This is a genomic window from Enterococcus sp. AMC1086 (assembly GCF_058216575.1).
Map to the genome: position 1 here is coordinate 105,115 of NZ_CM177100.1, position 22,056 is coordinate 127,170.

Here is a 22,056-nt window from a genome sequence, read left to right on the forward strand (position 1 = left end):
TAAAGGATTGAGATAATGAATAAAGAAGGTGCAATAAAAAAGAATATCTTGATGTATTTCTATTTTGTACAAGGAATACTTTTACTACTATGGATACTCTATTTAAGTCAGTATTATTCTTTTTATAATGAAGAGTACTTCTACATCAATAAGCAACAATCCGCTTTCCTTAATCTATTCACCTTTTTTAATGATAATTGGAGCCAACTACTTGGTTATTTTATAATAAGCTTTCTTTTGATATCAGCCACATTCTTTTTTTCGTACTCATTCTATCTACACTACAGAAAAAAAAATCAGCGTAAGCCATTATTATTATTTGCGTTTTATATACTCTGTGTGTCCGTATTGACACTGAATATATGCTGGCCAATATTTAGCATCATTTTTATCCTAGCAGCAAGTTTATTTTATATTTTTTTTGCCAGCACCAAGTCGAATCAACTTCACTATGAAGAAGGAGATATTATTGAAACAAAAGGGCCGTTTGAGACAGAGAAAGATGCATCTATACAAATAGAAAAAGTCCTAGAACAATTCCAAAAAAAGGAAGGGCTAACAGTTACAGAAGAAATTTATTTAAATGATGACAAAAAATATTATGCAGATATTTATATCGAATCTCATGAAAAATAGTCACTCAACCTATCCATTTAAACAATAAAAATGGAACGATTTTACCTCACTTTATTCTCAGTTAAATCTTAAGGAGCGATTAATACGTAGATGAAAAACAGAAATTATTTATATATAGGTTTAATTATATGTCTAGCTTTATTTCTACTTCCTAGTAATAAGGTAGAAGCCAAAGAATCATCCAATTTAGGCTATACAGTATCCGCTGTGTTGAATGGAAAGCAGATCGACCCAGAAAAAAGTTATTTTCATACTCAAACCACGCCTGGGGAAGAACAAATATTGAAAGTAAAAGTCAAAAGTACTCAAAAAGAGCCAATCAAATTAAAACTATATACAACAGATGCTTTTACTGGAGAAAATGGAACAATTGAATATACAGATGATAAGAAAAAGCTGGATTCAACACTGGTTCAACCAATTACTTCTATTGTAAAAGTAGAAACACCGAGTATATCTGTTGAAAATTATGAAGAAAAAGAGGCAAGCTTTATACTTACGCCACCAAAGGAAAGTTACAGTGGGGTAAAAATGGGGGCATTGAATTTTGAAATAGATGATTCAGAAAGTAAAGAAACTGTAGCTAGTAAATTTGCTTATAGAATTGGATTGATTACGTCAGAAAGTGGAGATGACTATAAAGATTCTAAAACGTTAAACTTGTTAGAAGCAAAATCAACCTTAAGACGCGGCAAAAAAATGATCCTAACAACGTTTCAAAATCCAGAACCTAAAATACTTGCTAATCTAGAGCTAAAAGCTGAAGTGAAAGAAAAAGGAAGTCAAACGGTTCTAAAGAAAAAAACAGTAGACAATTACATGTTGGCTCCGAATAGTAAGTTTGATTTTGAAATAGATTGGGGTACAGGCAAAGTTAAAGCTGGAACATACACGATTACAGTAAATGGGAAGAATGATTACAATAATTGGAAATTTGAAAAAGAATTTACAGTAAGTAAATCCAATGCAAAAAAAATGAATGATGAAAGTAGCTTTAAAATTATCACACCGACATGGATAAAAGTTTGCGCTATTTTTTGTTTTATTTTAATGGGAATACTTATGGTTTTAATATTAATTAGAAGAAAAAATATGAATACGGAGTGGAAAAGAAGACGTAAAAAGAAAAAAAGAAAAAAGAAGAGAGAAGGAAAATAAAATGAAGAAACTTATTTTTTTGTTGTTTGTTCTCGTTGGTATGGGAAGTACATTACACACAGTAAGAGTTGAAGCAGGCAGTCAGGAGGATAAATCAGAATTAACAATCAATTTTTTAAAAGATGAGAGTTCAGTATTAGCACCGCCAGCGACGCAAAATTCTTTACCAAACACCAATACAGAAATATTAGGAGATACGATAAAACCTAAAGGGAAGTTACCTTCCACAGGTGATTTGATTACCTCAGTTATTTGGACGTGTACAGGAACTTTTGTCCTGATTATCTTGATTGGTCTAGTTAGTTTGAAAAAATATTATACTAAATTCCACATGAGAGCAGGTGAAATAAGTGATTGATTACGTATGGATGATTATATTAGGAGGGATTGCTACTCTGTCATTACTATTTTTTCTAATTACGTTATCTAGAGATTTCTTTTTAGTAAAAAAATTAAGAAAAAAAAAGCAAACACTTATTCTTAACTTTGGATTGCTGGGCATTACATTATCATGCCTAGGACTAATCACGTACCTCTTTATTATGCTAAGAGATCAAATAGAACTATTGCAATAACAAACAAAACTTAGAATAAACAACTTATAACAATAACTGTCGCCAACCTATATCTGAACTATAAAAGGATGGTAAATTATAATGAAAAAAGCAGTAATGATTACTTTATTCTCATCAGCAGCATTGATGATGTTTGCAACTTCAGCGGATGCAAAATCGTTTGAAGACAAAACAGACGTAGGTGTAAGTTTTAAATCGGAAGAAGCAACTGTTCCTGGGGAGAACACACCATTTAAAAATAACTTATCTCTTGTTTGGAAACCATCAAGCTTTCAGTTCGGTGAACAAAAAGCGATTGGAAATATCGCAACATTTAATAACGTTATTGAAGAAGACCAATATTTAATCGTAAATGATGATAGAGAAGTTGTGTCAACACCATGGTCGTTAAAAGCGAACATGTCAAAACTGGTATCAACAGATGGTGAAAAAGAATTAGCCTCTAAATTAGTCTTCAACGTTGGCGCTACACAATCTTATACAATTGGCACAGAAATTGGAAAAGACAATGATTTTATTCCTGCTAAACCAACTACAGCTCTAGGTGAATTAGATGCTGAAGCTGGTATCACACTTGGTGATGGTCAAACAAATGTTGTGACACTGGAAGCAGGAGCTGCAACAGGTCAAGCGATTTTAACAAAAGCAGAAGCTAATGATATCAAAGGCGGCGTTGCAACAAAAATCTCAAATACAAAGTTAGTTGTCACAGATTCTAAAGCAGATGAAGCTGCAGGAGAGTCATTTACAGGGTACATCACTTGGACGTTGGATGATTTACAACCATAATATCGAATAATTTAAAAATATACAAATAAAAAGAATAGAAAATTCGGGTTTAGGTTGGGTAGAGAGTTATTGTTATAAGTTGTTTATGGATGAGTATATGTAAAAGTACGAATGATTAATTCGTTGAAGGATTTTTTATAAGTAAAGAAATTGAATAGGGGATGTATGGGATGGTAAAAAAAAGAGCACGACTATTTTTTAAAGGAATAGCACTATTACTGATTTTAATTGTAATGAAGCCGCGTTTAGCATCCGCCGAACAATCGCTTTATGATAATTTATATGTTGCGTACCCAAAAAGTGGAGAAACATTCGCTGTAGATATTTCTAATGCAACAGATAGCGACAAAGACTATTTGATCGCCTATAGTCAGCATGGCCGAGGGAATCAGTTGTTAGGGTATCAATATAGACCAGAAAAAGCCGGTTATATTATCTATGCAGGAAAGGATCCACAGAAAGTTTTGGCAAGTGAGGCGAATAGTAACAAAATAAAAGGATATGTGCAAAAAGACCCCATCAATAGTTATACGAAATTTGAGGATAACTATATTTGGGATATAGAACAAGTAGAATCAGGGTATTTTAAGATTGTCAATAGAAAAAATGATATGTGCTATACAATTGACCAGCCGAAGAATAATAAATTTATTACTTTAGAGCCTTATGAAAATAAGGACTCTCAAAAATTTAAGTTAGACACAATGAATGGAATATACAAAATCCGAACAACAAGTACGGATAAATCAGTGAAAAATAAGATATGGGACATACAAGGCGGTACTGGAGCTGATAGAAACATCATTGTTTATTTTGATAATGATGGAAAAAATCAACTATGGTATATACAGTACAAACCTAATGATAACGCATATGTGATTTCAAACGCTACGAATAAAAATTTAATTCTTGATGTTTTAGTACCGCAAAATTCAGAAATGAGTAGTTTACGAACGGTATTGAATAACATATCTTATGATAAAAATTACGTTTTTAATAGATTGTTTTATTTTAAGAAGACTGGAGAAGTCGACGGGAATATGAAGGGGATTATATATTCTAATAAGAAACCTAAATTCCCTTTTGCAATAGAAGCTGACGAGGACGGAGAAGCAGGAAATAGAGTCATAGCTCTGGAAGAAGGTAGTTCTAGAAATGAGTGGATATTTGAAAAGATCGGGAACTTACCGATTCCTACACTCAAAAATGTTACTTTAAAAGGAAAAGACTCAGGAGAAGGTTCTGCTCATTACAAAGGGGAAACGCTGACGCTGACAGGCTCTTTTGAAGGTAATGGCTTTGAAAGCTTTGATTTATATTCTAAATTAAATGCTGAAGAGCCTAAATTACTGAAAGAGAAAATCGCTATAGATCAAAATGGTACGAAGGACTTTTCTGCAACAATAGATACGAGTAATCAGGAAGAAGGATCGTACTATCTTGAGTTTTTTGGTAGAGCTGATTCAGCATATAAAACTAATCCTGTTGTATTTAAATATGACATAGTAGAACGTGAGAGACCGACTGCCGATCCAGTCCCACAAACAATCACTCAAGGAACATCGTTAAGTTCCTTAAATCCGAGTGACTTCGTCAAAAATATGAAAGACGGCTATGGTGGGAAAGTCGAAGCAATTAGTATTGAAAACCTGAATACTGAAATTTTAGGTGAACAAACTGCGTCTGTAACGATAAGAAATGCATATAAAACAGCAAAGATAGAAGTGCCTGTAATGATAGTTGAAGCTGCGAAACAAAAACTAACGATTCATTTCCAAAAAGATGACAAAGACAAAACGGAAGTACATTCGGCAAAAACGATTGAAGTGAAGAAAAATACAACAGTAAACTTAATAGAAAATCCAGAAATCGCTACAATTATCCGAGCAGTTGAAAACGAAAAAGATGGAAAGAAAGATTATGCTTTAAGTAATCAAAAAGATCTGGAAAAACTGTCTACTGGAGATAAAGATACCAAAGATGTGTACGTTATATTTAGTGGTTTTTTAAGAATAGCAAGTATTCCAACCGATTTCAACTTTCAAGATGGTATTGTAGGAAAAGATAGGATGCAGCAAATTCTACTCAATTCAGATGAAGATGTTGTTATGAGTGTCTATGACAGCCGCGGAAAGGGACATGGGGATTTTTCTATCAAAGCTAAATTAGAAAGTGATCTTTACAATATAAATAGCTCGGACATGGTTATTGGAGGAAGCTCTGTCAAACTTTATTCAGATAAAGAGATTAATTCAAGAGATTTTTCAACAATTATCGATGTCAAAGATAATACGGATATCACACAAATGAATTATGATTACACACTAGGAAAAGCTTCAAGTGAGAAACTTACAGATAAAATCATGTTATTGATTCCAAGAAAGTCTGTAAAAAAAGAGGGAACCTATGCAGGAATGATAGTATGGCAAATTGAAAATGGTCCATAATAACAACTATTGAATTCGTATAAAACGAAGAAACACTTAACTAGTAGGAGACGATATGAATAAAATTTTTAATAGGCTACTTTTTCACATTATTGCGTTTGTGTTACTACTTTTCTTGTTTAAACCTCTGGGTGTGTACAATGCAGAATTGTCTAATGCAACAGTGTCACCCCCTATAGAAGTCGAAGCAATCATTCCAGACAACCAAATCGACAAAACGAAAACCTATTTTGATTTGCTTTTAAAGCCAGGTGAGGAAGAAAATATAAGGATCAAATTATCAAATATTACGGATAGAGAGATAACTGTAGATGTACAAAATAATGACGCAGTAACAAACGATAACGGCCTAGTAGATTATAGTCAGAAGTCAAAAGAAAGAGACAGTACCCTGACGTATCCTTTTTCCGAAATAAGTAAAGCACCAGAACAAGTAACAATTCCTAAAAAGTCATCTGTTATAATAGATGTTCAAATTAAAATGCCTCCAAAAGAATATAAAGGAATAATTGCCGGGGGAATTTATATTTTTGAAAAAGATACACCAAAAGAGCAATATACTGCAGCTACTATTGGCAATAAATTTGTATATTCTTTAGGTGTGCAGGTGCGAAATGAAGAGGATTTAAAACAAGTAACTCCGACACTTTCACTAAACGAAGACAAAATAATTTCGTCCCGTATTGAAGGGATAAATGGATTGGAAATAAATATACAAAACACTTCGGCAGTTTTTATTAGGAATCTAGAAATAGAGGCAAAAGTATTGGATAATTCTGGACATTATTTATCCCATGTAAGCAAAAAAACAGAGCTTAAAATGGCACCAAACTCTAATTTTTATTTTCCTCTTACGTGGACGGAGGACGAAGGTCCAGAACTTGATGATGGTCAGTACGAAGTAGAAGTGACTGCACAATTTCCAGCTTCAAACAGAAAATGGCTATGGAAAGTACCTATTTCCATTACGAAGAATCAAACTGGAGAGAGTGATCTAGAAAAGGAAGTAGCACAGGTGAAACACTCTTCTTTCACTGTGTGTGTAAGTATTTTGTGTTGTGGCACCTTAATTATTGGTATTGTGTTTATTTGGTTTAGAAAAAGAAAAATATAAGATTAGAAAAAAACGTAACTCTTTTTCAGCATAGTGAAAAGAGAGTTACGTTTTTTTCTATTTTCGATATTGTCCATCACCGTAAACAATATATTTCGTAGAAGTCAATTCCTCTAAGCCCATCGGTCCACGTGCATGTAATTTTTGCGTACTGATACCAATTTCTGCTCCAAAACCAAAAGCAAAACCATCTGTGAAACGTGTAGAAGCATTGGCATAGACAGCAGCTGCATCTACTTGTTGTAAAAATTGTTGCGTGGCAAAGTAATTATCACTGATAATACTTTCAGAATGTTTCGTATTATAGTAATTGATATGTTGAATGGCTTCTTCTAGAGAATCAACCACTTTAACAGCTAAAATATAGTCATTAAATTCCGTTTCCCAATCTTCTTCTGTTGCTGGGATCGATTGTTGAAAAATCGCACGTGCTCGTTTATCAGCACGTAATTCTACATTGTATTCATCCAATGCTTTTTCGATGACAGGAAGAAAGTCGGCTGCCACTTCTTGGTGGATCAATAGCGTTTCAGCAGAATTACAAACAGAAGGACGTTGGCATTTGGCGTTGACGATGATGTTTTTTGCCATTTCTAATTGGGCATCTTTATCAATATAGACATGGCAATTACCAGTTCCTGTTTCGATTACTGGAACAGTTGCAGTTGTTAGAACCGTTTTGATCAAATTAGCGCCGCCTCGAGGAATCAAAACATCTAGATATGTATTTAATTTCATCAACTGTTGCACAGTTTCTCTAGATGTATCGTCAACGAATTGGATAGCAAAAGGAGAAGCGCCCTTTTGTTCTAACGCTTGTTGTAAAACAGTTACCAAGATTTGATTTGAATAAAATGCTTCTTTTCCTCCACGTAAAATCACAGCATTACCTGTTTTAAAGCAAAGACTAGCGGCATCTGTTGTGACATTCGGGCGAGATTCATAGATGATACCGATCACACCTAGGGGAACACGTTGTTTACCTATCATCAAGCCATCTTCATTTTTCCACATCTTATCGACTTCACCGATTGGATCAGGTAAAGTTGCGACTTGGCGGATACCTTCAGCCATATCTTTGATCCGCTCGTCTGTTAAGCGTAAGCGATCTAGCATCGTTTCAGTAATGCCGTTTTCTTTAGCTGCGGCTAAATCTTTTTGGTTCTCTAATAAGATTTTGGTCGTATTTTTTTCTAGTTCGATCGCCATGTGCACTAATAAATCATTTTTGGTTTTTGTATCCATTAAACCTAATTGATAAGCTGTTTCTTTGGCTTGTTTGCCTAATTGTACTAAATCAGTCATCGGATATCCCTCCAGTTCAAATAAATAATGTACCGACCATTTCACCGTTTAAAATATCAAAAATAATCTTTGGTTGCTGTCCATTTGCTAAAATCATAGCGCCATTATGTTCTAATACACGTTCTGCTGCTTTTAATTTGCTGTACATGCCTCCAGTTCCAAAGCGACTGCCTTTGCCCCCAGCTACTTGTAAAAGCTCGTCGTTGATTTCATTGATTTCAGAAAAGAGTGTGGCATCCTTATCAGTATTCGGATTGGCTGAGAAAAAACCGTCGATATCAGATAACATGATCAGAGCATCTGCTTGGATCAGTTGGGTCACGATCGCTGATAATTGATCGTTGTCACCGAATTTTGTCAGGTGATCCAATTCGTCAATTGCGACCGTATCATTTTCATTGATGACCGGAATAATGCCCATCTGTAGTAATTGCTCCATCGTATTTGTTACGTTTTTACGGCTTTCGGGATATTCGATCACGTCCCTAGTCAATAATAATTGAGCAATTTGCTGGCTATAAGCCAAAAAGCGTTGATTGTAAATATTCATCAATTCCGCTTGCCCGACTGCCGCCACTGCTTGTTGTTCTGGAATAGTCGGAGGTCGTTTATCCATGTTTAACTTATTTAAACCAACACCGATCGCACCAGAAGACACTAAGATGATTTCTTTACCTTGGTTGCGTAAATCGGATAAAGTAAATGCTAATTGATCGATGGCGCTTAGATTGATATTTCCATTGGGATAGATCAAGGAGCTAGTCCCAACTTTGATGACGATTCTTTTTGCTTCTTTTAATTGTTTTCGCATGGTTGACCTCGCTTATTAGAGGCGTATATAGGAGTGTTTAGCTTCTACATAGCCGTTTCCGTTTATTTGCAAGAAAGCTTGGACAAAAATTTGGCTTTTGTCCAAGCTTAGATTTTATTCTTCTATTTTACAGCTTTATGCGTCATTTGTCTCTAAATCATGTACAAATAATCCGCTTAATAATTTTGGTTCAAACCAAGTTGATTTTGGCGGCATGATTTTACCAGCATCTGCAACAGTCAATAAATCATCCATTGTTGTCGGATAAATAGCGAATGCTGCTGACCATTGTCCACTATCTACTAACTGCTCTAATTCTGTCATCCCGCGTATTCCTCCAACAAAATCGATGCGTTTATCGGTGCGGACATCTTGAATATCAAAAATATCGGCGAATACATAGTTTTGCAGTAAAGAAACATCTAAGCCAGCGACTGGATCTTCAGATAAAATGGCTTTTTTTGCAGTCAGCGCATACCACTGTTTATCTATATACATACCGAACGTTTTTGAGTGAGTGGGTTTACCTGTGTCGGTTTTTTTGACAGTGAAATTCTTTTCTAAACGCTCAAAGAAATCTGCTTCGATTGGAACATTCACAACACGATTATAATCCAAAATCTCCAATTCTTCTTTAGGAAAAATCACGGATAAAAAGTAGTTGAATTCGGCTGACTCAGTTGCATTAGGTTGGGTTTCTTTTTTCTTTTGTCCAACTTTTACTGCTGATTCAGTGCGGTGATGGCCATCTGCGATGTATAAAGCTGGAACATCTTGAGCAAAGGCTTCAACTAGTTGATCGATGATTTCCGGTTTATCTACAAGCCAAACTCGGTGCGTAACGTCATGGAAACTGGTGAAATCATAGACAGGATCATGCGATTTTTTCCAATCATCTGTCAGTGTTTGGACGTGTTCATTTCTTCTGTAGGTTAGAAAAATCGGGCTAGTATTCGCATCACACGCGTCAATATGACGGATGCGATCAACTTCTTTTTCTGGGCGAGTAAATTCATGTTTTTTGATTTTTCCGTCTGTATAATCGGTAATCGAAGTACAAGTCACAAGGCCCGTTTGAGCACGGCCATTCATTGTCAATTCGTAGAGATATAAGAGTGGTCGATCATCTTGAATCAGCCATTGCTTTTGTAAAAATGCTTCTAAATTGTTGGCTGCTTTTGCGTAAACTTGCTCATCATAAGGCGAAAGAGTTTCAGGTAAATCAATTTCTGCTTTATCGATATGCAGGTAAGAATAAGGATTATTTTTACCAAGTTCGCGTGCTTCTGCAGAATTTAAAACATCATAAGGTAATGTAGCGATGTTTTCGCTAAACTCAGCTGCTGGTCGAATTCCTTTAAATGGATGGATCGTAACCATTAATAACTCACCGCCTCAGTATTTTTGATCGTTCTTACTCGGATGATATTTTCGGCAGCTTGGATTTTTTCAGCAGCAGCATTGATCTTTTCTTCGTCTGTTTCAGCAATATCAACAATTGTATAAGCGAAATCATCACGACTGCGATTGATCATGGTATCGATATTTATCTTTAAATTAGCAATACCAGTTGAGATTTGTCCTAACATATTCGGTACATTTCTATGCACGATCGTGAAACGAAATGGCGAATTGAAGGCCATTTCAACTGTTGGGAAATTGACAGAGCGCTTAATATTGCCTGTTTCCAGGAATTTTTTCAACGTGCGTGCAGCCATCTTAGCACAATTTATCTCAGCTTCCTCTGTTGATGCCCCTAAGTGAGGAAGAACTAGAATTTTTTCATTGTGTAAAAGACGCTCATCCGCAAAATCGGTCACAAAGTTGCTGATTTCCCCTTGCTTGATTGCTTCGACTACAGCATCAGTTTCGACTAGTTCACCACGAGCAAAGTTAAGTAAAACGGTATTTTTTTTCATTTGTGCCAATTGCTCTTTGCCAATCAAATGATGCGTATTTTCAGATAAAGGGACGTGAACGGTAATAAAATCACAAGTCTTTAGAACTTCTTCCATGCTTTGCGCCCGTTTGACACGACGTGAAATACTCCAAGCGGTATCAACAGAAACAAAAGGATCGAAACCTGTCACTTCCATGCCTAAACGATAGGCATCATTAGCAACCATTGCTCCAATTGCTCCAAGACCGATCACACCAAGTTTTTTTCCTTCTAATTCAGTGCCCGCAAATTGTTTTTTCTGCGCTTCGGCTTGTTCTTCGGCGTCTATACCTGTCAGTGTTTGAACCCAATTAGAGCCCTTTAAAATTGGACGGACAGACAACAGTAAGCACGCGATAACAAGTTCTTTTACAGCATTGGCATTAGCACCGGGTGTATTGAAAACCACGATTCCGTCTTCGGTACACTGTTTGACGGGTACATTATTAGTTCCAGCACCTGCACGAGCAACGGCTAAAACAGAAGCTGGGAAGTTGTAGCCGTGGAGTTTTTCACTGCGTAAGATGATACCAGCAGGTGTTTCAGTTTTATTGATCGTAAAGTTTTCCTCATTAAAACGAGCTAAACCTACAGGGGCGATCGCATTGAATGTTTTAATATCGTACATCTATTTTGTTCCTCCATTTTCTGCTTCGAATTTTTTCATTAAATTCACCAATGCTTCAACACCAGCTTTTGGAAAGGCATTGTATAGACTAGCACGCATGCCACCTACAGAACGGTGCCCCTTTAAGTTTTCAAATCTTTCGGCTAAGGCTTCTTGGTTGAATTTTTTATCCAAGTCGTCGTCTCCAGTAATAAAAGGAATATTATTGATCGAACGGTCTTGCGGATTGACGGGTGAAGAAAATAGGGAAGATGAGTCGATTTCATCATACAAAATTGCTGCTTTTTCTTTATTTTGTTTTTCCATTTGACGAACACCGCCTTGTTCTTTGATCCATTCAAAGACAAGTTTTGCCATGTAAATGCTGTAGGTCGGCGGTGTATTGTACATTGAACCATTTTTAGCATGGATATCATAATCCAGCATAGCGCTAAGAACGTCTGCTTGACCAATCAAATCATCACGAACAATGACAACGGTCAACCCAGCAGGGCCGATATTTTTTTGTGCACCAGCATAAATCAATCCAAAATCAGCCACATTATAATCGATTGACAAAATATTAGAAGACATATCCGCTACGATCGGTACATTACCAGTGTCTGGTAAATCATAAATCGTTGTCCCTTCAATCGTGTTGTTGGTCGTAATGTGGACGTAAGCTGCATCTTGTGGAATATCTTCTTTATGGATTTCAGGAATATAAGTGAAGTTCTTGTCTTCGCTTGAGGCAATCACTTCAACTTCGACATTATTCAGTTTTTTTGCTTCGCTAATCGCTTTTTTCGCCCAAGAGCCAGTGTTTACATATAAAGCTTTTTTATTTTGCGCTAAATTCAAAGGAACCATCGTAAATTGCATACTTGCGCCCCCTTGTAAAAAGAGCACTTTATAATTATCAGGAATAGACATCAATTCTCTAAGTAACGTTTCAGCATTTTCAATGATCGTTTCAAAAAGGGAGGACCGGTGACTCAACTCCATCACGGACATGCCGCTGTTCTCGTAATTCACCAATTCGGATTGTGCTTTTTCCAAAACACTTTTAGGTAAAACGGCGGGACCAGCTGAAAAATTGTAAACAGTTTTCATACAGTTATCTCTCCTTTGATAAGATCATTCATCAACTATTTATATAGTAAATGTGAAAACCATTATAACAGAAAGGTTAGATTAAAAAAAGATTAAAAAGTAAGTTTCGTCATTTTTTTCATAGAATTTTCCATTTTTTGTATAAATTAAATTTTCTGATTTTAAAATAGTAAGAGCTTTACTTATGTTCATTCTACTAGTGTTATAGAAAATTGCCAGCTCAGATTGCTTAGGTAGTTTTTCGTTGACTTTAAAATGGTTATTATTGATTTTAAGACGTAAATCTTCAGCAATTTTTTTAAATTGAGTCATAGTAAAATTCCTCCTATATAGTTATTTATAATTTTTAATAGAATACAGTTTTAATTTTATTTAATATATAATAAATCTCTAAAAAAATTTATATCATGTTATACTAAAATAAGAAAGGATGTTTAGAATGTGTACAAATATTAAATTAACAGCAAAAAATAAAGATATCTTTTTTGGGCGTACTATGGACTTGAATATGTCTATGTTTGGTGAAGATCAAGGAATAGATCTTAACGTAAAATTAGTTTCTATACCAAAAGGTGTGACTTTGGATAGTCAATTACAACCATGGGAGAGTAAATACGCCGTGTTAGGAGTATCTACCAAAGACACTACAATACTATACGATGGTATCAATGAACATGGTTTGACAGGAGATTGTCAAGTATTAGTTGAAGCGACGAGAAGTAATATGGCCGAAATTAAAGTACAAAGAAAAACTCCAGTTATAGGGGAAGAATTTCTTATGTATATTTTAACAAATTTTAAAAGTGTAAAAGAAATTAGAGAAATATATACAGAATTAATGTTGATTGACCAGCCTTTTGAATATCAAGGAACTAAGTTACAATTTCCACTGCATTATGTGTTTATTGATGAAACAGGTGATGGTGTCGTTCTTGAACCTGTACTCGCTGGTGGGTTTAAATTATATGACTATATTGATGTGATGACAAACAGTCCAGAATACAATTATCACACAGTAAACATCAGAAATTATATTGGACTTGAAAACGTAGGGGTATCTGAAAAAGTATTCAATAAAACATTAGCATTACAACCTATCGAAAATGGAACAGGCTATGGATTATTAGGTATTCCAGGAGATTATACCTCTCCATCACGTTTTATACGTAGCTTCATTTATAAAAATATGATTGATACTTTTGATACAGACAAAGGTATAAATACTTTATATGCAATTTTTAGGCCATTGATTGTCCCACGTGGATTAGAACATGCGAAGAAAGAAGAACAAATCACAGATTACACACGTTACTGGTCTGGTTATGATGTTACTAACCGAACGGTTTACGTCCAATCTGGTGAAGGATTGGCTATTACATCTAAAGTCATGGATAAAACATTGACTGAAATCACATACAATGATATTCAATTAAGTAATCATGTTTTTGTAGTATAATTAATACAAATAAAAGAATTAGGTACTCACCTTATATAAATTTTGTAATTAATATTATTATAAAGAGTTAAAAAGTTGGGACGAAAGCGTCTAACGCTGAGAAATAAGAGGGGATTCATGAAAATTATTCTTCAAATTTTTGTGAATCTCAACTCATTTCCGAAGAATTTGCTTCTGCGCCTACCGTTTATTCGAATTTATTAAGGCTAGGATATTGCTCGTAGAGTTAAGTCCTAGCCTCTTTATATACAAAAATAGTTGTATTTGAAAAATATATACGACTAGCTTAAATGAGGGACAAAATCATCTATAACAGATAAAGAGAAATAGCATTTTCGATATGAGGCGTACATAAAGATAATTTTTGACGCATCCAATAGGCCAGATAAAATAATATGTAATGAAAAGTAGAATTTATTAGGAAAAAGGTTATAGGCTTTCATTTGTGTATCTACAAAAAATATGTTTAAAAGTATGCCAAAGTTATCCAGAGAAATAATTAGGTTGTAGAACAAAAGTGGATATCTAACCAACGATTCCTCTTTCCCAACGAACGTGATAAAATACATACATATCAAACCGTTTCAAAGGAGATCAATCAATGTCTAAACTAAAAGAATTAGCTCGAAACAGTCTACAAGTGGCACCGTTTATTTTATCTAATACCATTATTTTTATCCCGTACTTTTTATTTCTGAGTTTAAGTGATGGTGAAACGATGGAAAAGGTTTTGCCGTTTGTCTTGTTTTATACATTTAGAATGACAGGAATATTCCTGTTAAAAAGTTTCAAATTAGCATTAACAAGTTTTAATATTCTGATCATTTCAATTTTGATAGGAGGTGCTGGTTGTTTGATCGGTATGCTTGGGCAATTTTATTTTCCAACTTATCTTTTTTCAGCAGTCTTGCTAGGACTGAGCGCCTCTTGGCTGCCAGCTGCAAATACTACCGTTAATTATCATGAAAAACAGCAGGGATATTCTGCTTTGACTGGTAGAAAATACTTATTTATCCTAGTGATATTAGGTGGATTAATTGCTTCGTTGATGCTGACAAAAGAATTACGGATCCCTTTAGTTTTAGCCGAGTATGCTTTGTTGTATATCGCAGCTTATCATACGGTTACGCATTATCCTGACTATGAAATCGACTTTAATGAAGTCGATCAACAAGTGATATCGATCAAAGAGTTCTTTTTATTTCTGTTTTTCTTTGTGTTATTGTTATTTATACGCTCTGCGCGTCTATTATTAGCGCCTCAGCTTTTGGATATAGGTATTATCGGATTTTCTGCTCTTTTTTTGATTGCGGCGTGGTATTTGAATCAACAAAGAAAAATATGGAGATTGCCATTATGGTTAAATCTAATGACATTTGCTAATGGAATGTGTATGAATTTTTTACTGCTTTTTGGCACATTTTATGTATCATTACGTTTAGGAATCGATCGTCTTACAGCCAATTTATATGTTCCTTATGTTTTAGGAATTGTTGGTGCAGCAGTTGTGATTAATTGCTTGTATCGCCTATTCCCTAAAGTTGATCCTAAAATTGTTCATCTGGGTGGATTTATCTTGGCGTTATTTTTACTATTTTTTCGACCGCTTTTCCCAATTGGAATCTTTCTGCTAAGTTGTCTAATCAGTGCCACTGGTACTTTTTTGAATCAACAGTACTATCAAGAGAAGATTTTACCGCAAGATCAGCGAATCATTGCCAAGTATAGCACCCAAACCAAAGGGAGCGTGAGCCATCAGTTATTATTGATGAGTATTCTGTGGTTGTTGACTAAACAAGCACAACTACCAGCCAAAACAGTACTACAAATCACAGCTCATAAGACGCATAACCCGATGGCTTTACAGTTAGTAGAACATGTTCATATAATCAGTATTGTTGGATTGATGTTATTTTTTTCATTTATCATTTATGAAGTTTTAAAGGGAAATAAAATGAGTTCAAATGATATGTAAACATTAAAAAAACAGAAGATAATAGTAAAGATACTGTAAAAATAGGATAGAAATCAGTGTAGTATGTTAAAATAGAAATAGTTTACAAGTAGAGGAGATTTTTGATGAAACAACGAGGATTTGAAATTATCACTAAGTATACAGACCAAGGGATTTCGCTTCCTGAGCGTGCTACAACTGGCGCTGCAGGTTACGATTTTGAAGCAGCAGAAACAGTAGTGGTTCCAAGTATTTGGCAATTACAAGCACAAGGTGTAGCACCAAAACCTGTTTTAGTAAAAACAGGAATCAAAGCTTACATGGCTGAAAATGAATATTTAGAATTAGTGAGTCGTTCATCAAACCCATTAAAACGTTTTTTAATGTTAGCAAATGGCGTTGGTGTGATTGATCGCGATTATTATAATAACGAAGGTAATGAAGGCCATATAATGTTTCAATTTTTGAATTTCGGCTATGAAGAGACGATCATCGAAAAGGGTGAAAGAATCGGTCAAGGAATTTTTAAACCATTTCTTGTGGCGGATATTGATAACGTAGAAAATGAACGTACAGGCGGTTTTGGCTCTTCAGGCAAAAAATAAAAAATAGTAGTGAAGAAGTGCGTATTTTATAGAGGGAAGTCTTAGTCTAAGAGACCCATACTATGGTAAAATAAAGAATACATCAAAACGAGGGGATAGCATATGGCAAAAAAAGCAAAAGTTCAATTTGAGTGTCAAACGTGCGGATATATCTCCCCTAAATATTTAGGTCGTTGTCCAAATTGTGGGCAGTGGAACACAATGACAGAAGAAATTATTCAAGATACGACGGATCGACGTGCCAGAGTTAGTTTAACTGGTAAAAAGACCCAGCCGCAGCGTTTAGCCGAAGTCGTTCCTAAGAAAGAACCAAGAGTAAAAACTAAATTAGTGGAGCTAAACCGTGTGTTAGGTGGCGGTGTCGTTCCTGGATCATTGGTTTTGATCGGTGGCGATCCTGGAATTGGTAAATCAACACTGCTTTTACAAGTATCACAACAACTTGCTGAAATCGGTGGCAAAGTTTTATACGTTTCAGGTGAAGAAAGTGCGGAACAAATCAAAATGCGTGCCGAGCGTTTAAGTTCGATCGATACTGAATTCTATTTATACGCTGAGACGGATATGAATGAGATAAGCCGTGCAATCGAGAAATTAGAACCTGATTATGTAATCATTGACTCTATTCAAACGATGACACAACCAGACGTAACCAGTGTGGCCGGAAGTGTCAGTCAAGTACGAGAGACAACGGCTGAACTATTGAAAATCGCTAAAACCAATGGTATTGCGATCTTTATCGTCGGTCATGTGACAAAAGAAGGTTCTATTGCAGGTCCTCGTATGCTAGAGCATATGGTGGATACTGTCTTGTATTTTGAAGGAGATAAGCACCATACCTTCAGAATATTAAGAGCAGTGAAAAATCGTTTCGGCTCGACCAATGAGATTGGCATCTTTGAAATGCGGGAGCATGGATTAGAAGAAGTCGCAAATCCTTCTCAAGTATTTTTGGAAGAACGACTGGCGGATGCTACAGGGTCCGCGATCGTTGTGGCGATGGAGGGGACACGTCCGATTTTAGTTGAGGTACAGGCATTGATAACGCCAACAATGTTTGGAAATGCAAAGCGCACAACAACGGGACTAGATTTTAACCGTGTTTCATTGATTATGGCAGTCTTGGAAAAGCGTGCCGGACTACTATTGCAAAATCAAGATGCGTATTTAAAAGCAGCTGGTGGTGTGAAAATAAACGAACCAGCTATTGATTTAGCGGTAGCTGTCAGTATTGCCTCAAGCTATAAGGAAAATGGGACCAAACCAACGGAATGTTTTATCGGAGAAATTGGTTTGACAGGTGAGATTCGTCGCGTGAACAGTATCGAGCAACGGGTACGTGAAGCACAGAAACTAGGTTTTACAAAGATTTATTTACCGAAAAATAATTTAGGTGGTTGGACTCCGCCAGAGGGAATCGAGATTGTTGGAGTAGCCACAATCGGAGAAACACTAAGAAAAGTATTCAAATAAGATGGAAGTAAGAGATCATCAAAAAAGTAGGGTCGATCTCTTCTTTTAATCTTTAAATAAGTATGATTATATTGGAGGATAAATCTATGCAAAAACGCGTCGTCACATTGCTGATGGTCGTCGTTGGCGTAAGCTTAGGTATCTCATTGTTACCGATGGCTTGGGACATGGCGAATCAGGCAGATAACACATGGCTGAACAATAACTTTACGAATAGTTTGATTGGTGCACTTATTTTCTTTATTTTATCGTTAGGGTTAGCAAAGTATATTGTTTCAGGTGTAAAAAAATTAGAAGCAACATTAAACGAAATGAGCTTAACTTATTTATTATTTGGCAGCATCGGTGCTATTCTGGGTTTGGTCATTGGAGTGATCATTTCGATTCCAATGTACAATTTGAATATCCCATTTGTTAATAGTGTCTTGCCGATTCTTGTCATGATCATTTTCGGTTACTTAGGATTTCGTATGGGGACAACTCGAATTGATGAATGGCGCAAAATTTTTACTCCTAGGCAAAAGAAAGTACCGACTGAAAATGAAGGAGAAGTTCTAGAGCGTCGAGTAGAAGATCATTTTCATAAGTATAAAATTTTAGATACAAGTGTGATCATTGACGGTAGAATCTATGATATTGCCAAAACTGGATTTTTGGAAGGCGTTATTTTGATTCCGAATTTTGTATTGTATGAACTGCAATATATTGCGGATTCTGGTGATAGTTTAAAACGTGTTCGAGGTCGCCGTGGATTGGATATCTTAAATGCATTGCAAAAAGAAGAAGGTATTTCTGTTGAAATGTATGAAGGTGATTTTGAAGATATTTCAGAAGTTGACAGTAAATTGATCAAGTTGGCAAAATTGTTGGATGGTGTAGTTGTAACCAATGATTATAATTTAAACAAAGTTTCTGAATTCCAAAATGTCCCCGTTTTGAACATCAATGCTTTAGCAAATGCCGTAAAACCTGTTGTAATTCCAGGTGAAACAATGAACGTAATGGTTGTAAAAGCTGGAACAGAACGTCAGCAAGGTGTTGCGTATTTAGATGATGGCACGATGATCGTAGTCGAAGATGGACAACATTACATGAACGAACATATTCAAGTCGTTGTTACGAGTGCTTTACAGACAGCAGCCGGTCGAATGATTTTTGCTAAACCTGCTCACTCAGGCCGTGGGATTGACGACCGTAAAGAAGACACTAAAGCTAATGAGAAAAACTGAAAAAAGAAATGAAGCACTGGATTATGAGGTTATATTGTTAGCGGCTGGCCATGGTAAGAGGATGGGTACCACACGAAATAAGATTTTACTACATTTAATTGGTAAGCCAGTTATTTCTTATTCACTGAATACTTTCTTAAATGATCCGGCGTGCAAACATATTGTCTTGGTCACACAAGAAGGTGAACAAGATTTATTGCGTGCGATGGTTAAAAAAGAAGCCAAGAACAACAGATGCCCAGTAACGATTGTTTCTGGTGGTTGTGAGCGACAATATAGTGTATATAGTGGTTTGCAGGCTGTCTTTAATCTAGAAAATATTGTGATGGTCCATGATGGCGCAAGACCTTTTGTCAGCTTGACGCAACTGAAATTATTGCATCGTAAAGTACAAGAAACGAGAGCTGCTATTTTAGGTGTTCCAGTTAAAGATACGATCAAGCGTGTAGTTGATGGAATCGTCCAAGAAACCGTTCCACGTGAAACATTATGGCAAATCCAAACACCTCAAGCCTTTTACGGAGCGGATCTACTTGCTGTGCATGATCGGGCCCAGCAAGAAGGGTATTTAGGAACAGATGATGCATCACTTATCGAAAAATACAGTTATTTACCTGTTTCGATGGTATTAGGAAGTTATGAAAATATCAAATTGACTACACCAGAGGATATGCTGATCGGAGAAGCAATCGTGAAACGAAAAAGGAACTAGGTGAGAATATGATACGAATTGGACAAGGTTTTGATGTTCATCAATTGATTGAGGGACGTAAATTGATCATTGGTGGTGTGGAGCTGCCTTTTGAAAAGGGGCTTTTAGGACACTCCGATGCTGACGTATTGTTACATGCGATCACAGATGCACTCTTAGGTGCAGCAGGACATGGAGATATCGGTCATTTATTTCCAGATACAGATCCACTATTTAAGGATGCAGATTCAACTAAGTTATTATCTAAAGCAAATCAAAAAATTTTAGCTGATGGCTTTACTATTGGCAACATTGATTGTACAATTTTAGCTGAACAGCCAAAAATGAAACCTTATTTAGAACAAATGAAAGAAAACATTGCAAAAGCCTGTCAAATTGAAACAAATCAAATCAATTTAAAAGCAACGACGATGGAAAAAATGGGTTTCATTGGTCAAGAAGAAGGTATGGGAGCGATTGCGGTCGCTTTACTTGAAAATAGAAAGAGGAATGCACAATGACAAAAGTACGTGTACGTTACGCACCAAGTCCAACTGGACACTTGCATATTGGAAATGCGAGAACCGCTTTATTCAATTATTTATTTGCCCGTCATAATAATGGCGATTTTATTATCCGAATCGAAGATACTGATCTAAAAAGAAATCTTGCAGACGGTGAAAGAAGCCAACTAGAAAATTTGGCATGGCTGGGTATGGATTGGGACGAGTCTCCTGAAAAACCAGGTGAATATGGTCCTTATCGTCAATCAGAACGAGGTGAAATTTATCAACCTTTGATCGATCAATTGTTGGTAAGTAACCGTGCATATAAATGCTATTGTACAGAAGAAGAATTGGAAGCTGAAAGAGAAGCGCAACGTGCTCGTGGCGAAATGCCTCATTATTCTGGTAAATGTGCAGAATTGACACCTTCTGAGCAAGCTGAAAAAGAAGCGCAAGGACTTGAACCAGTTATTCGTTTCCGTGTGCCGAGAAATACTTCTTTTGCATTTGAAGATATAGTCAAAGGCGAAATTGTTTTTGAAACAGATAACATCGGCGGCGACTTTGTTATTCAAAAACGCGATGGCATGCCAACGTATAACTTTGCAGTAGCAGTGGATGATCACATGATGAAAATCACACATGTATTGCGTGGAGACGATCACATCGCCAATACGCCAAAACAATTGATGGTTTATGAAGCGTTTGGTTGGAAAGCACCAGAATTTGGTCATATGACATTGATCATCAATTCTGAAACAGGTAAAAAATTAAGTAAACGTGATGAAACGATTTTACAATTTATCGAACAATATCGTGAACTTGGTTATTTACCAGAAGCGATGTTTAACTTTACTGCTTTATTAGGCTGGTCACCTGTGGGAGAAGAAGAAATCTTCACACAAGAAGAATTAATCAAAATCTTTGATCCAGAGCGTTTAAGCAAATCTCCAGCAGCTTTTGATGGAAAGAAACTTGAATGGGTAAATAACCAATATATGAAACAATTAGACTTAGATGTCTTAACAGATATGTGTCTTCCTTATTTAGTAGCAGAAGGCAAAATCGAAGCCCAACCAAGCGATGAAAAATTAGAATGGTTGAAAAAAGTAGTTAGTTTATATCAACCACAAATGAGTTACGCAGCTGAAATCGTCAATGTCTCTGAGTTGTTCTTCAATGAACATCCTGTTTTAGATGATGCAGCTAAAGAAGTATTAGCTGGTGAGACAGTTCCGGCCGTTTTATCCGCTTTTAAAGCACAACTAGAAGCGATGGATGTTGTTGATGTACCAAGTATTAAAGCGGCGATTAAAGCCGTTCAACAAGAAACCGGCGTAAAAGGAAAAAATTTATTTATGCCGATTCGTGTAGCTGTTTCTGGACAAATGCATGGACCTGAATTAGGTGATACGATCGAACTCTTAGGGAAAGAGAAAGCTCTAGATCATTTAAATAATGTTTTATAATAGAAATATTTAGATAAGAAGAAGTAAGAAAGTGTATGTCTTTAGAGAGACTGTGGAGGGTGAAAACAGTTGTCAGCACTTTTTGAAATGCATCTTTGAATAGTTTTAGCGATACGTAGCTGAAAACGGCCAACAACCGTTATCTGTTTTGAGGCAGGGAGACCTGTGAAAAAAAGTGG

Annotated in this window: 20 protein-coding genes and 1 other annotated feature (1 of these 21 only partly in view); of the genes, 14 read left to right on the forward strand and 6 right to left on the reverse strand. The window is 35.9% G+C overall.

Features of this window, described 5'->3' with window-relative positions; genetic code table 11:
* The first annotated feature begins 15 nt into the window (after positions 1-15).
* The 6 genes from AC4BC4_RS00415 (at position 16) to AC4BC4_RS00440 (ending at position 6,719) form a co-directional block, all read left to right on the forward strand.
* A complete protein-coding gene (locus AC4BC4_RS00415; protein WP_490476391.1) occupies positions 16-636 on the forward strand; it encodes a hypothetical protein in 621 nt (206 codons plus the stop codon).
* A gap of 90 nt (positions 637-726) precedes the next feature.
* Positions 727-1,794 (forward strand): WxLIP family cell surface protein, encoded by a 1,068-nt coding sequence (locus tag AC4BC4_RS00420; protein ID WP_490476392.1) that lies wholly within the window; start codon positions 727-729, stop codon positions 1,792-1,794.
* A 1-nt stretch (position 1,795) separates the two neighbouring features.
* Complete coding sequence (locus AC4BC4_RS00425; protein WP_490476393.1) at positions 1,796-2,152, forward strand: EF2685/EF0750 family sortase-dependent surface protein; 357 nt, start codon at positions 1,796-1,798, stop codon at positions 2,150-2,152.
* Between the two features lie 298 nt (positions 2,153-2,450).
* Positions 2,451-3,158 carry a WxL domain-containing protein gene (locus tag AC4BC4_RS00430; protein ID WP_490476394.1) on the forward strand — a complete coding sequence of 236 codons (708 nt, stop codon included), beginning with the start codon at positions 2,451-2,453 and terminating at the stop codon, positions 3,156-3,158.
* Between the two features lie 170 nt (positions 3,159-3,328).
* Entirely contained in the window at positions 3,329-5,605 is a 2,277-nt protein-coding gene (locus tag AC4BC4_RS00435; protein WP_490476395.1) for an RICIN domain-containing protein, read from the forward strand.
* 55 nt (positions 5,606-5,660) lie between these two features.
* A complete protein-coding gene (locus AC4BC4_RS00440) occupies positions 5,661-6,719 on the forward strand; it encodes a DUF916 domain-containing protein (RefSeq protein ID WP_490476396.1) in 1,059 nt (352 codons plus the stop codon).
* A gap of 57 nt (positions 6,720-6,776) precedes the next feature.
* On the opposite strand, the gene AC4BC4_RS00445 is transcribed toward AC4BC4_RS00440, so the two are convergent.
* The 6 genes from AC4BC4_RS00445 to AC4BC4_RS00470 form a co-directional block, all read right to left on the reverse strand.
* On the reverse strand, positions 6,777-8,024 hold the full coding sequence (locus AC4BC4_RS00445) for a glutamate-5-semialdehyde dehydrogenase (protein WP_490476397.1): 1,248 nt from the start codon (positions 8,022-8,024) through the stop codon (positions 6,777-6,779).
* Positions 8,025-8,040: 16 nt separating this feature from the next.
* The gene (gene proB / locus AC4BC4_RS00450) at positions 8,041-8,835 is read right to left on the reverse strand and encodes a glutamate 5-kinase (protein WP_490476398.1); all 795 of its coding nucleotides are present in this window, start codon (positions 8,833-8,835) and stop codon (positions 8,041-8,043) included.
* Between the two features lie 135 nt (positions 8,836-8,970).
* Positions 8,971-10,215 carry a DUF1015 domain-containing protein gene (locus AC4BC4_RS00455; protein WP_490476399.1) on the reverse strand — a complete coding sequence of 415 codons (1,245 nt, stop codon included), beginning with the start codon at positions 10,213-10,215 and terminating at the stop codon, positions 8,971-8,973.
* Positions 10,215-11,402, reverse strand: a complete 1,188-nt coding sequence (locus AC4BC4_RS00460; RefSeq protein ID WP_490476400.1) for a phosphoglycerate dehydrogenase — start codon at positions 11,400-11,402, stop codon at positions 10,215-10,217. The genes AC4BC4_RS00455 and AC4BC4_RS00460 overlap by 1 nt, the downstream gene beginning before the upstream one ends.
* The gene (serC, locus tag AC4BC4_RS00465) at positions 11,403-12,494 is read right to left on the reverse strand and encodes a 3-phosphoserine/phosphohydroxythreonine transaminase (protein WP_490476401.1); all 1,092 of its coding nucleotides are present in this window, start codon (positions 12,492-12,494) and stop codon (positions 11,403-11,405) included.
* A gap of 81 nt (positions 12,495-12,575) precedes the next feature.
* A complete protein-coding gene (locus tag AC4BC4_RS00470) occupies positions 12,576-12,806 on the reverse strand; it encodes a GntR family transcriptional regulator (protein ID WP_490476402.1) in 231 nt (76 codons plus the stop codon).
* Between the two features lie 127 nt (positions 12,807-12,933).
* On the opposite strand from AC4BC4_RS00470, the gene AC4BC4_RS00475 reads away from it, so the two are divergent.
* The 8 genes from AC4BC4_RS00475 to gltX all read left to right on the forward strand — a co-directional run bounded on the left by AC4BC4_RS00475 (position 12,934) and on the right by gltX (position 21,877).
* Positions 12,934-13,950 (forward strand): linear amide C-N hydrolase, encoded by a 1,017-nt coding sequence (locus AC4BC4_RS00475; RefSeq protein ID WP_490476403.1) that lies wholly within the window; start codon positions 12,934-12,936, stop codon positions 13,948-13,950.
* Between the two features lie 601 nt (positions 13,951-14,551).
* Entirely contained in the window at positions 14,552-15,925 is a 1,374-nt protein-coding gene (locus tag AC4BC4_RS00480) for a hypothetical protein (RefSeq protein WP_438757681.1), read from the forward strand.
* A 104-nt stretch (positions 15,926-16,029) separates the two neighbouring features.
* A complete protein-coding gene (locus AC4BC4_RS00485; RefSeq protein WP_490476404.1) occupies positions 16,030-16,509 on the forward strand; it encodes a dCTP deaminase/dUTPase family protein in 480 nt (159 codons plus the stop codon).
* 102 nt (positions 16,510-16,611) lie between these two features.
* Positions 16,612-17,982: a DNA repair protein RadA gene (gene radA, locus AC4BC4_RS00490; protein WP_025870418.1), complete on the forward strand. Its 1,371-nt coding sequence runs from the start codon at positions 16,612-16,614 to the stop codon at positions 17,980-17,982.
* Between the two features lie 86 nt (positions 17,983-18,068).
* Complete coding sequence (locus AC4BC4_RS00495; protein WP_438757678.1) at positions 18,069-19,211, forward strand: PIN/TRAM domain-containing protein; 1,143 nt, start codon at positions 18,069-18,071, stop codon at positions 19,209-19,211.
* A complete protein-coding gene (gene ispD / locus AC4BC4_RS00500) occupies positions 19,198-19,923 on the forward strand; it encodes a 2-C-methyl-D-erythritol 4-phosphate cytidylyltransferase (RefSeq protein ID WP_438757677.1) in 726 nt (241 codons plus the stop codon). The genes AC4BC4_RS00495 and ispD overlap by 14 nt, the downstream gene beginning before the upstream one ends.
* Before the next feature lie 8 nt (positions 19,924-19,931).
* Positions 19,932-20,423, forward strand: coding sequence for a 2-C-methyl-D-erythritol 2,4-cyclodiphosphate synthase (gene ispF, locus AC4BC4_RS00505; RefSeq protein ID WP_490476405.1), 492 nt, complete (start codon positions 19,932-19,934; stop codon positions 20,421-20,423).
* Positions 20,420-21,877, forward strand: coding sequence for a glutamate--tRNA ligase (gltX, locus tag AC4BC4_RS00510; RefSeq protein WP_490476406.1), 1,458 nt, complete (start codon positions 20,420-20,422; stop codon positions 21,875-21,877). The genes ispF and gltX overlap by 4 nt, the downstream gene beginning before the upstream one ends.
* Position 21,878: 1 nt before the next feature.
* Positions 21,879-22,056 (forward strand) — a binding site (T-box leader); it runs 23 nt beyond the window's last position.

Coding starts and splice junctions, on each gene's coding strand:
- ispF (WP_490476405.1), top strand. CDS start 19,932: ATGATACGAATTGGACAAGGTTTTGATGTTCATCAATTGATTGAGGGA.
- radA (WP_025870418.1), top strand. CDS start 16,612: ATGGCAAAAAAAGCAAAAGTTCAATTTGAGTGTCAAACGTGCGGATAT.
- AC4BC4_RS00420 (WP_490476392.1), top strand. CDS start 727: ATGAAAAACAGAAATTATTTATATATAGGTTTAATTATATGTCTAGCT.
- AC4BC4_RS00460 (WP_490476400.1), bottom strand. CDS start 11,402: ATGTACGATATTAAAACATTCAATGCGATCGCCCCTGTAGGTTTAGCT.
- AC4BC4_RS00455 (WP_490476399.1), bottom strand. CDS start 10,215: ATGGTTACGATCCATCCATTTAAAGGAATTCGACCAGCAGCTGAGTTT.
- AC4BC4_RS00425 (WP_490476393.1), top strand. CDS start 1,796: ATGAAGAAACTTATTTTTTTGTTGTTTGTTCTCGTTGGTATGGGAAGT.
- gltX (WP_490476406.1), top strand. CDS start 20,420: ATGACAAAAGTACGTGTACGTTACGCACCAAGTCCAACTGGACACTTG.
- AC4BC4_RS00495 (WP_438757678.1), top strand. CDS start 18,069: ATGCAAAAACGCGTCGTCACATTGCTGATGGTCGTCGTTGGCGTAAGC.
- AC4BC4_RS00415 (WP_490476391.1), top strand. CDS start 16: ATGAATAAAGAAGGTGCAATAAAAAAGAATATCTTGATGTATTTCTAT.
- ispD (WP_438757677.1), top strand. CDS start 19,198: ATGAGAAAAACTGAAAAAAGAAATGAAGCACTGGATTATGAGGTTATA.
- AC4BC4_RS00430 (WP_490476394.1), top strand. CDS start 2,451: ATGAAAAAAGCAGTAATGATTACTTTATTCTCATCAGCAGCATTGATG.
- AC4BC4_RS00435 (WP_490476395.1), top strand. CDS start 3,329: ATGGTAAAAAAAAGAGCACGACTATTTTTTAAAGGAATAGCACTATTA.
- AC4BC4_RS00445 (WP_490476397.1), bottom strand. CDS start 8,024: ATGACTGATTTAGTACAATTAGGCAAACAAGCCAAAGAAACAGCTTAT.
- AC4BC4_RS00485 (WP_490476404.1), top strand. CDS start 16,030: ATGAAACAACGAGGATTTGAAATTATCACTAAGTATACAGACCAAGGG.
- AC4BC4_RS00480 (WP_438757681.1), top strand. CDS start 14,552: ATGTCTAAACTAAAAGAATTAGCTCGAAACAGTCTACAAGTGGCACCG.
- proB (WP_490476398.1), bottom strand. CDS start 8,835: ATGCGAAAACAATTAAAAGAAGCAAAAAGAATCGTCATCAAAGTTGGG.
- serC (WP_490476401.1), bottom strand. CDS start 12,494: ATGAAAACTGTTTACAATTTTTCAGCTGGTCCCGCCGTTTTACCTAAA.
- AC4BC4_RS00475 (WP_490476403.1), top strand. CDS start 12,934: ATGTGTACAAATATTAAATTAACAGCAAAAAATAAAGATATCTTTTTT.
- AC4BC4_RS00440 (WP_490476396.1), top strand. CDS start 5,661: ATGAATAAAATTTTTAATAGGCTACTTTTTCACATTATTGCGTTTGTG.
- AC4BC4_RS00470 (WP_490476402.1), bottom strand. CDS start 12,806: ATGACTCAATTTAAAAAAATTGCTGAAGATTTACGTCTTAAAATCAAT.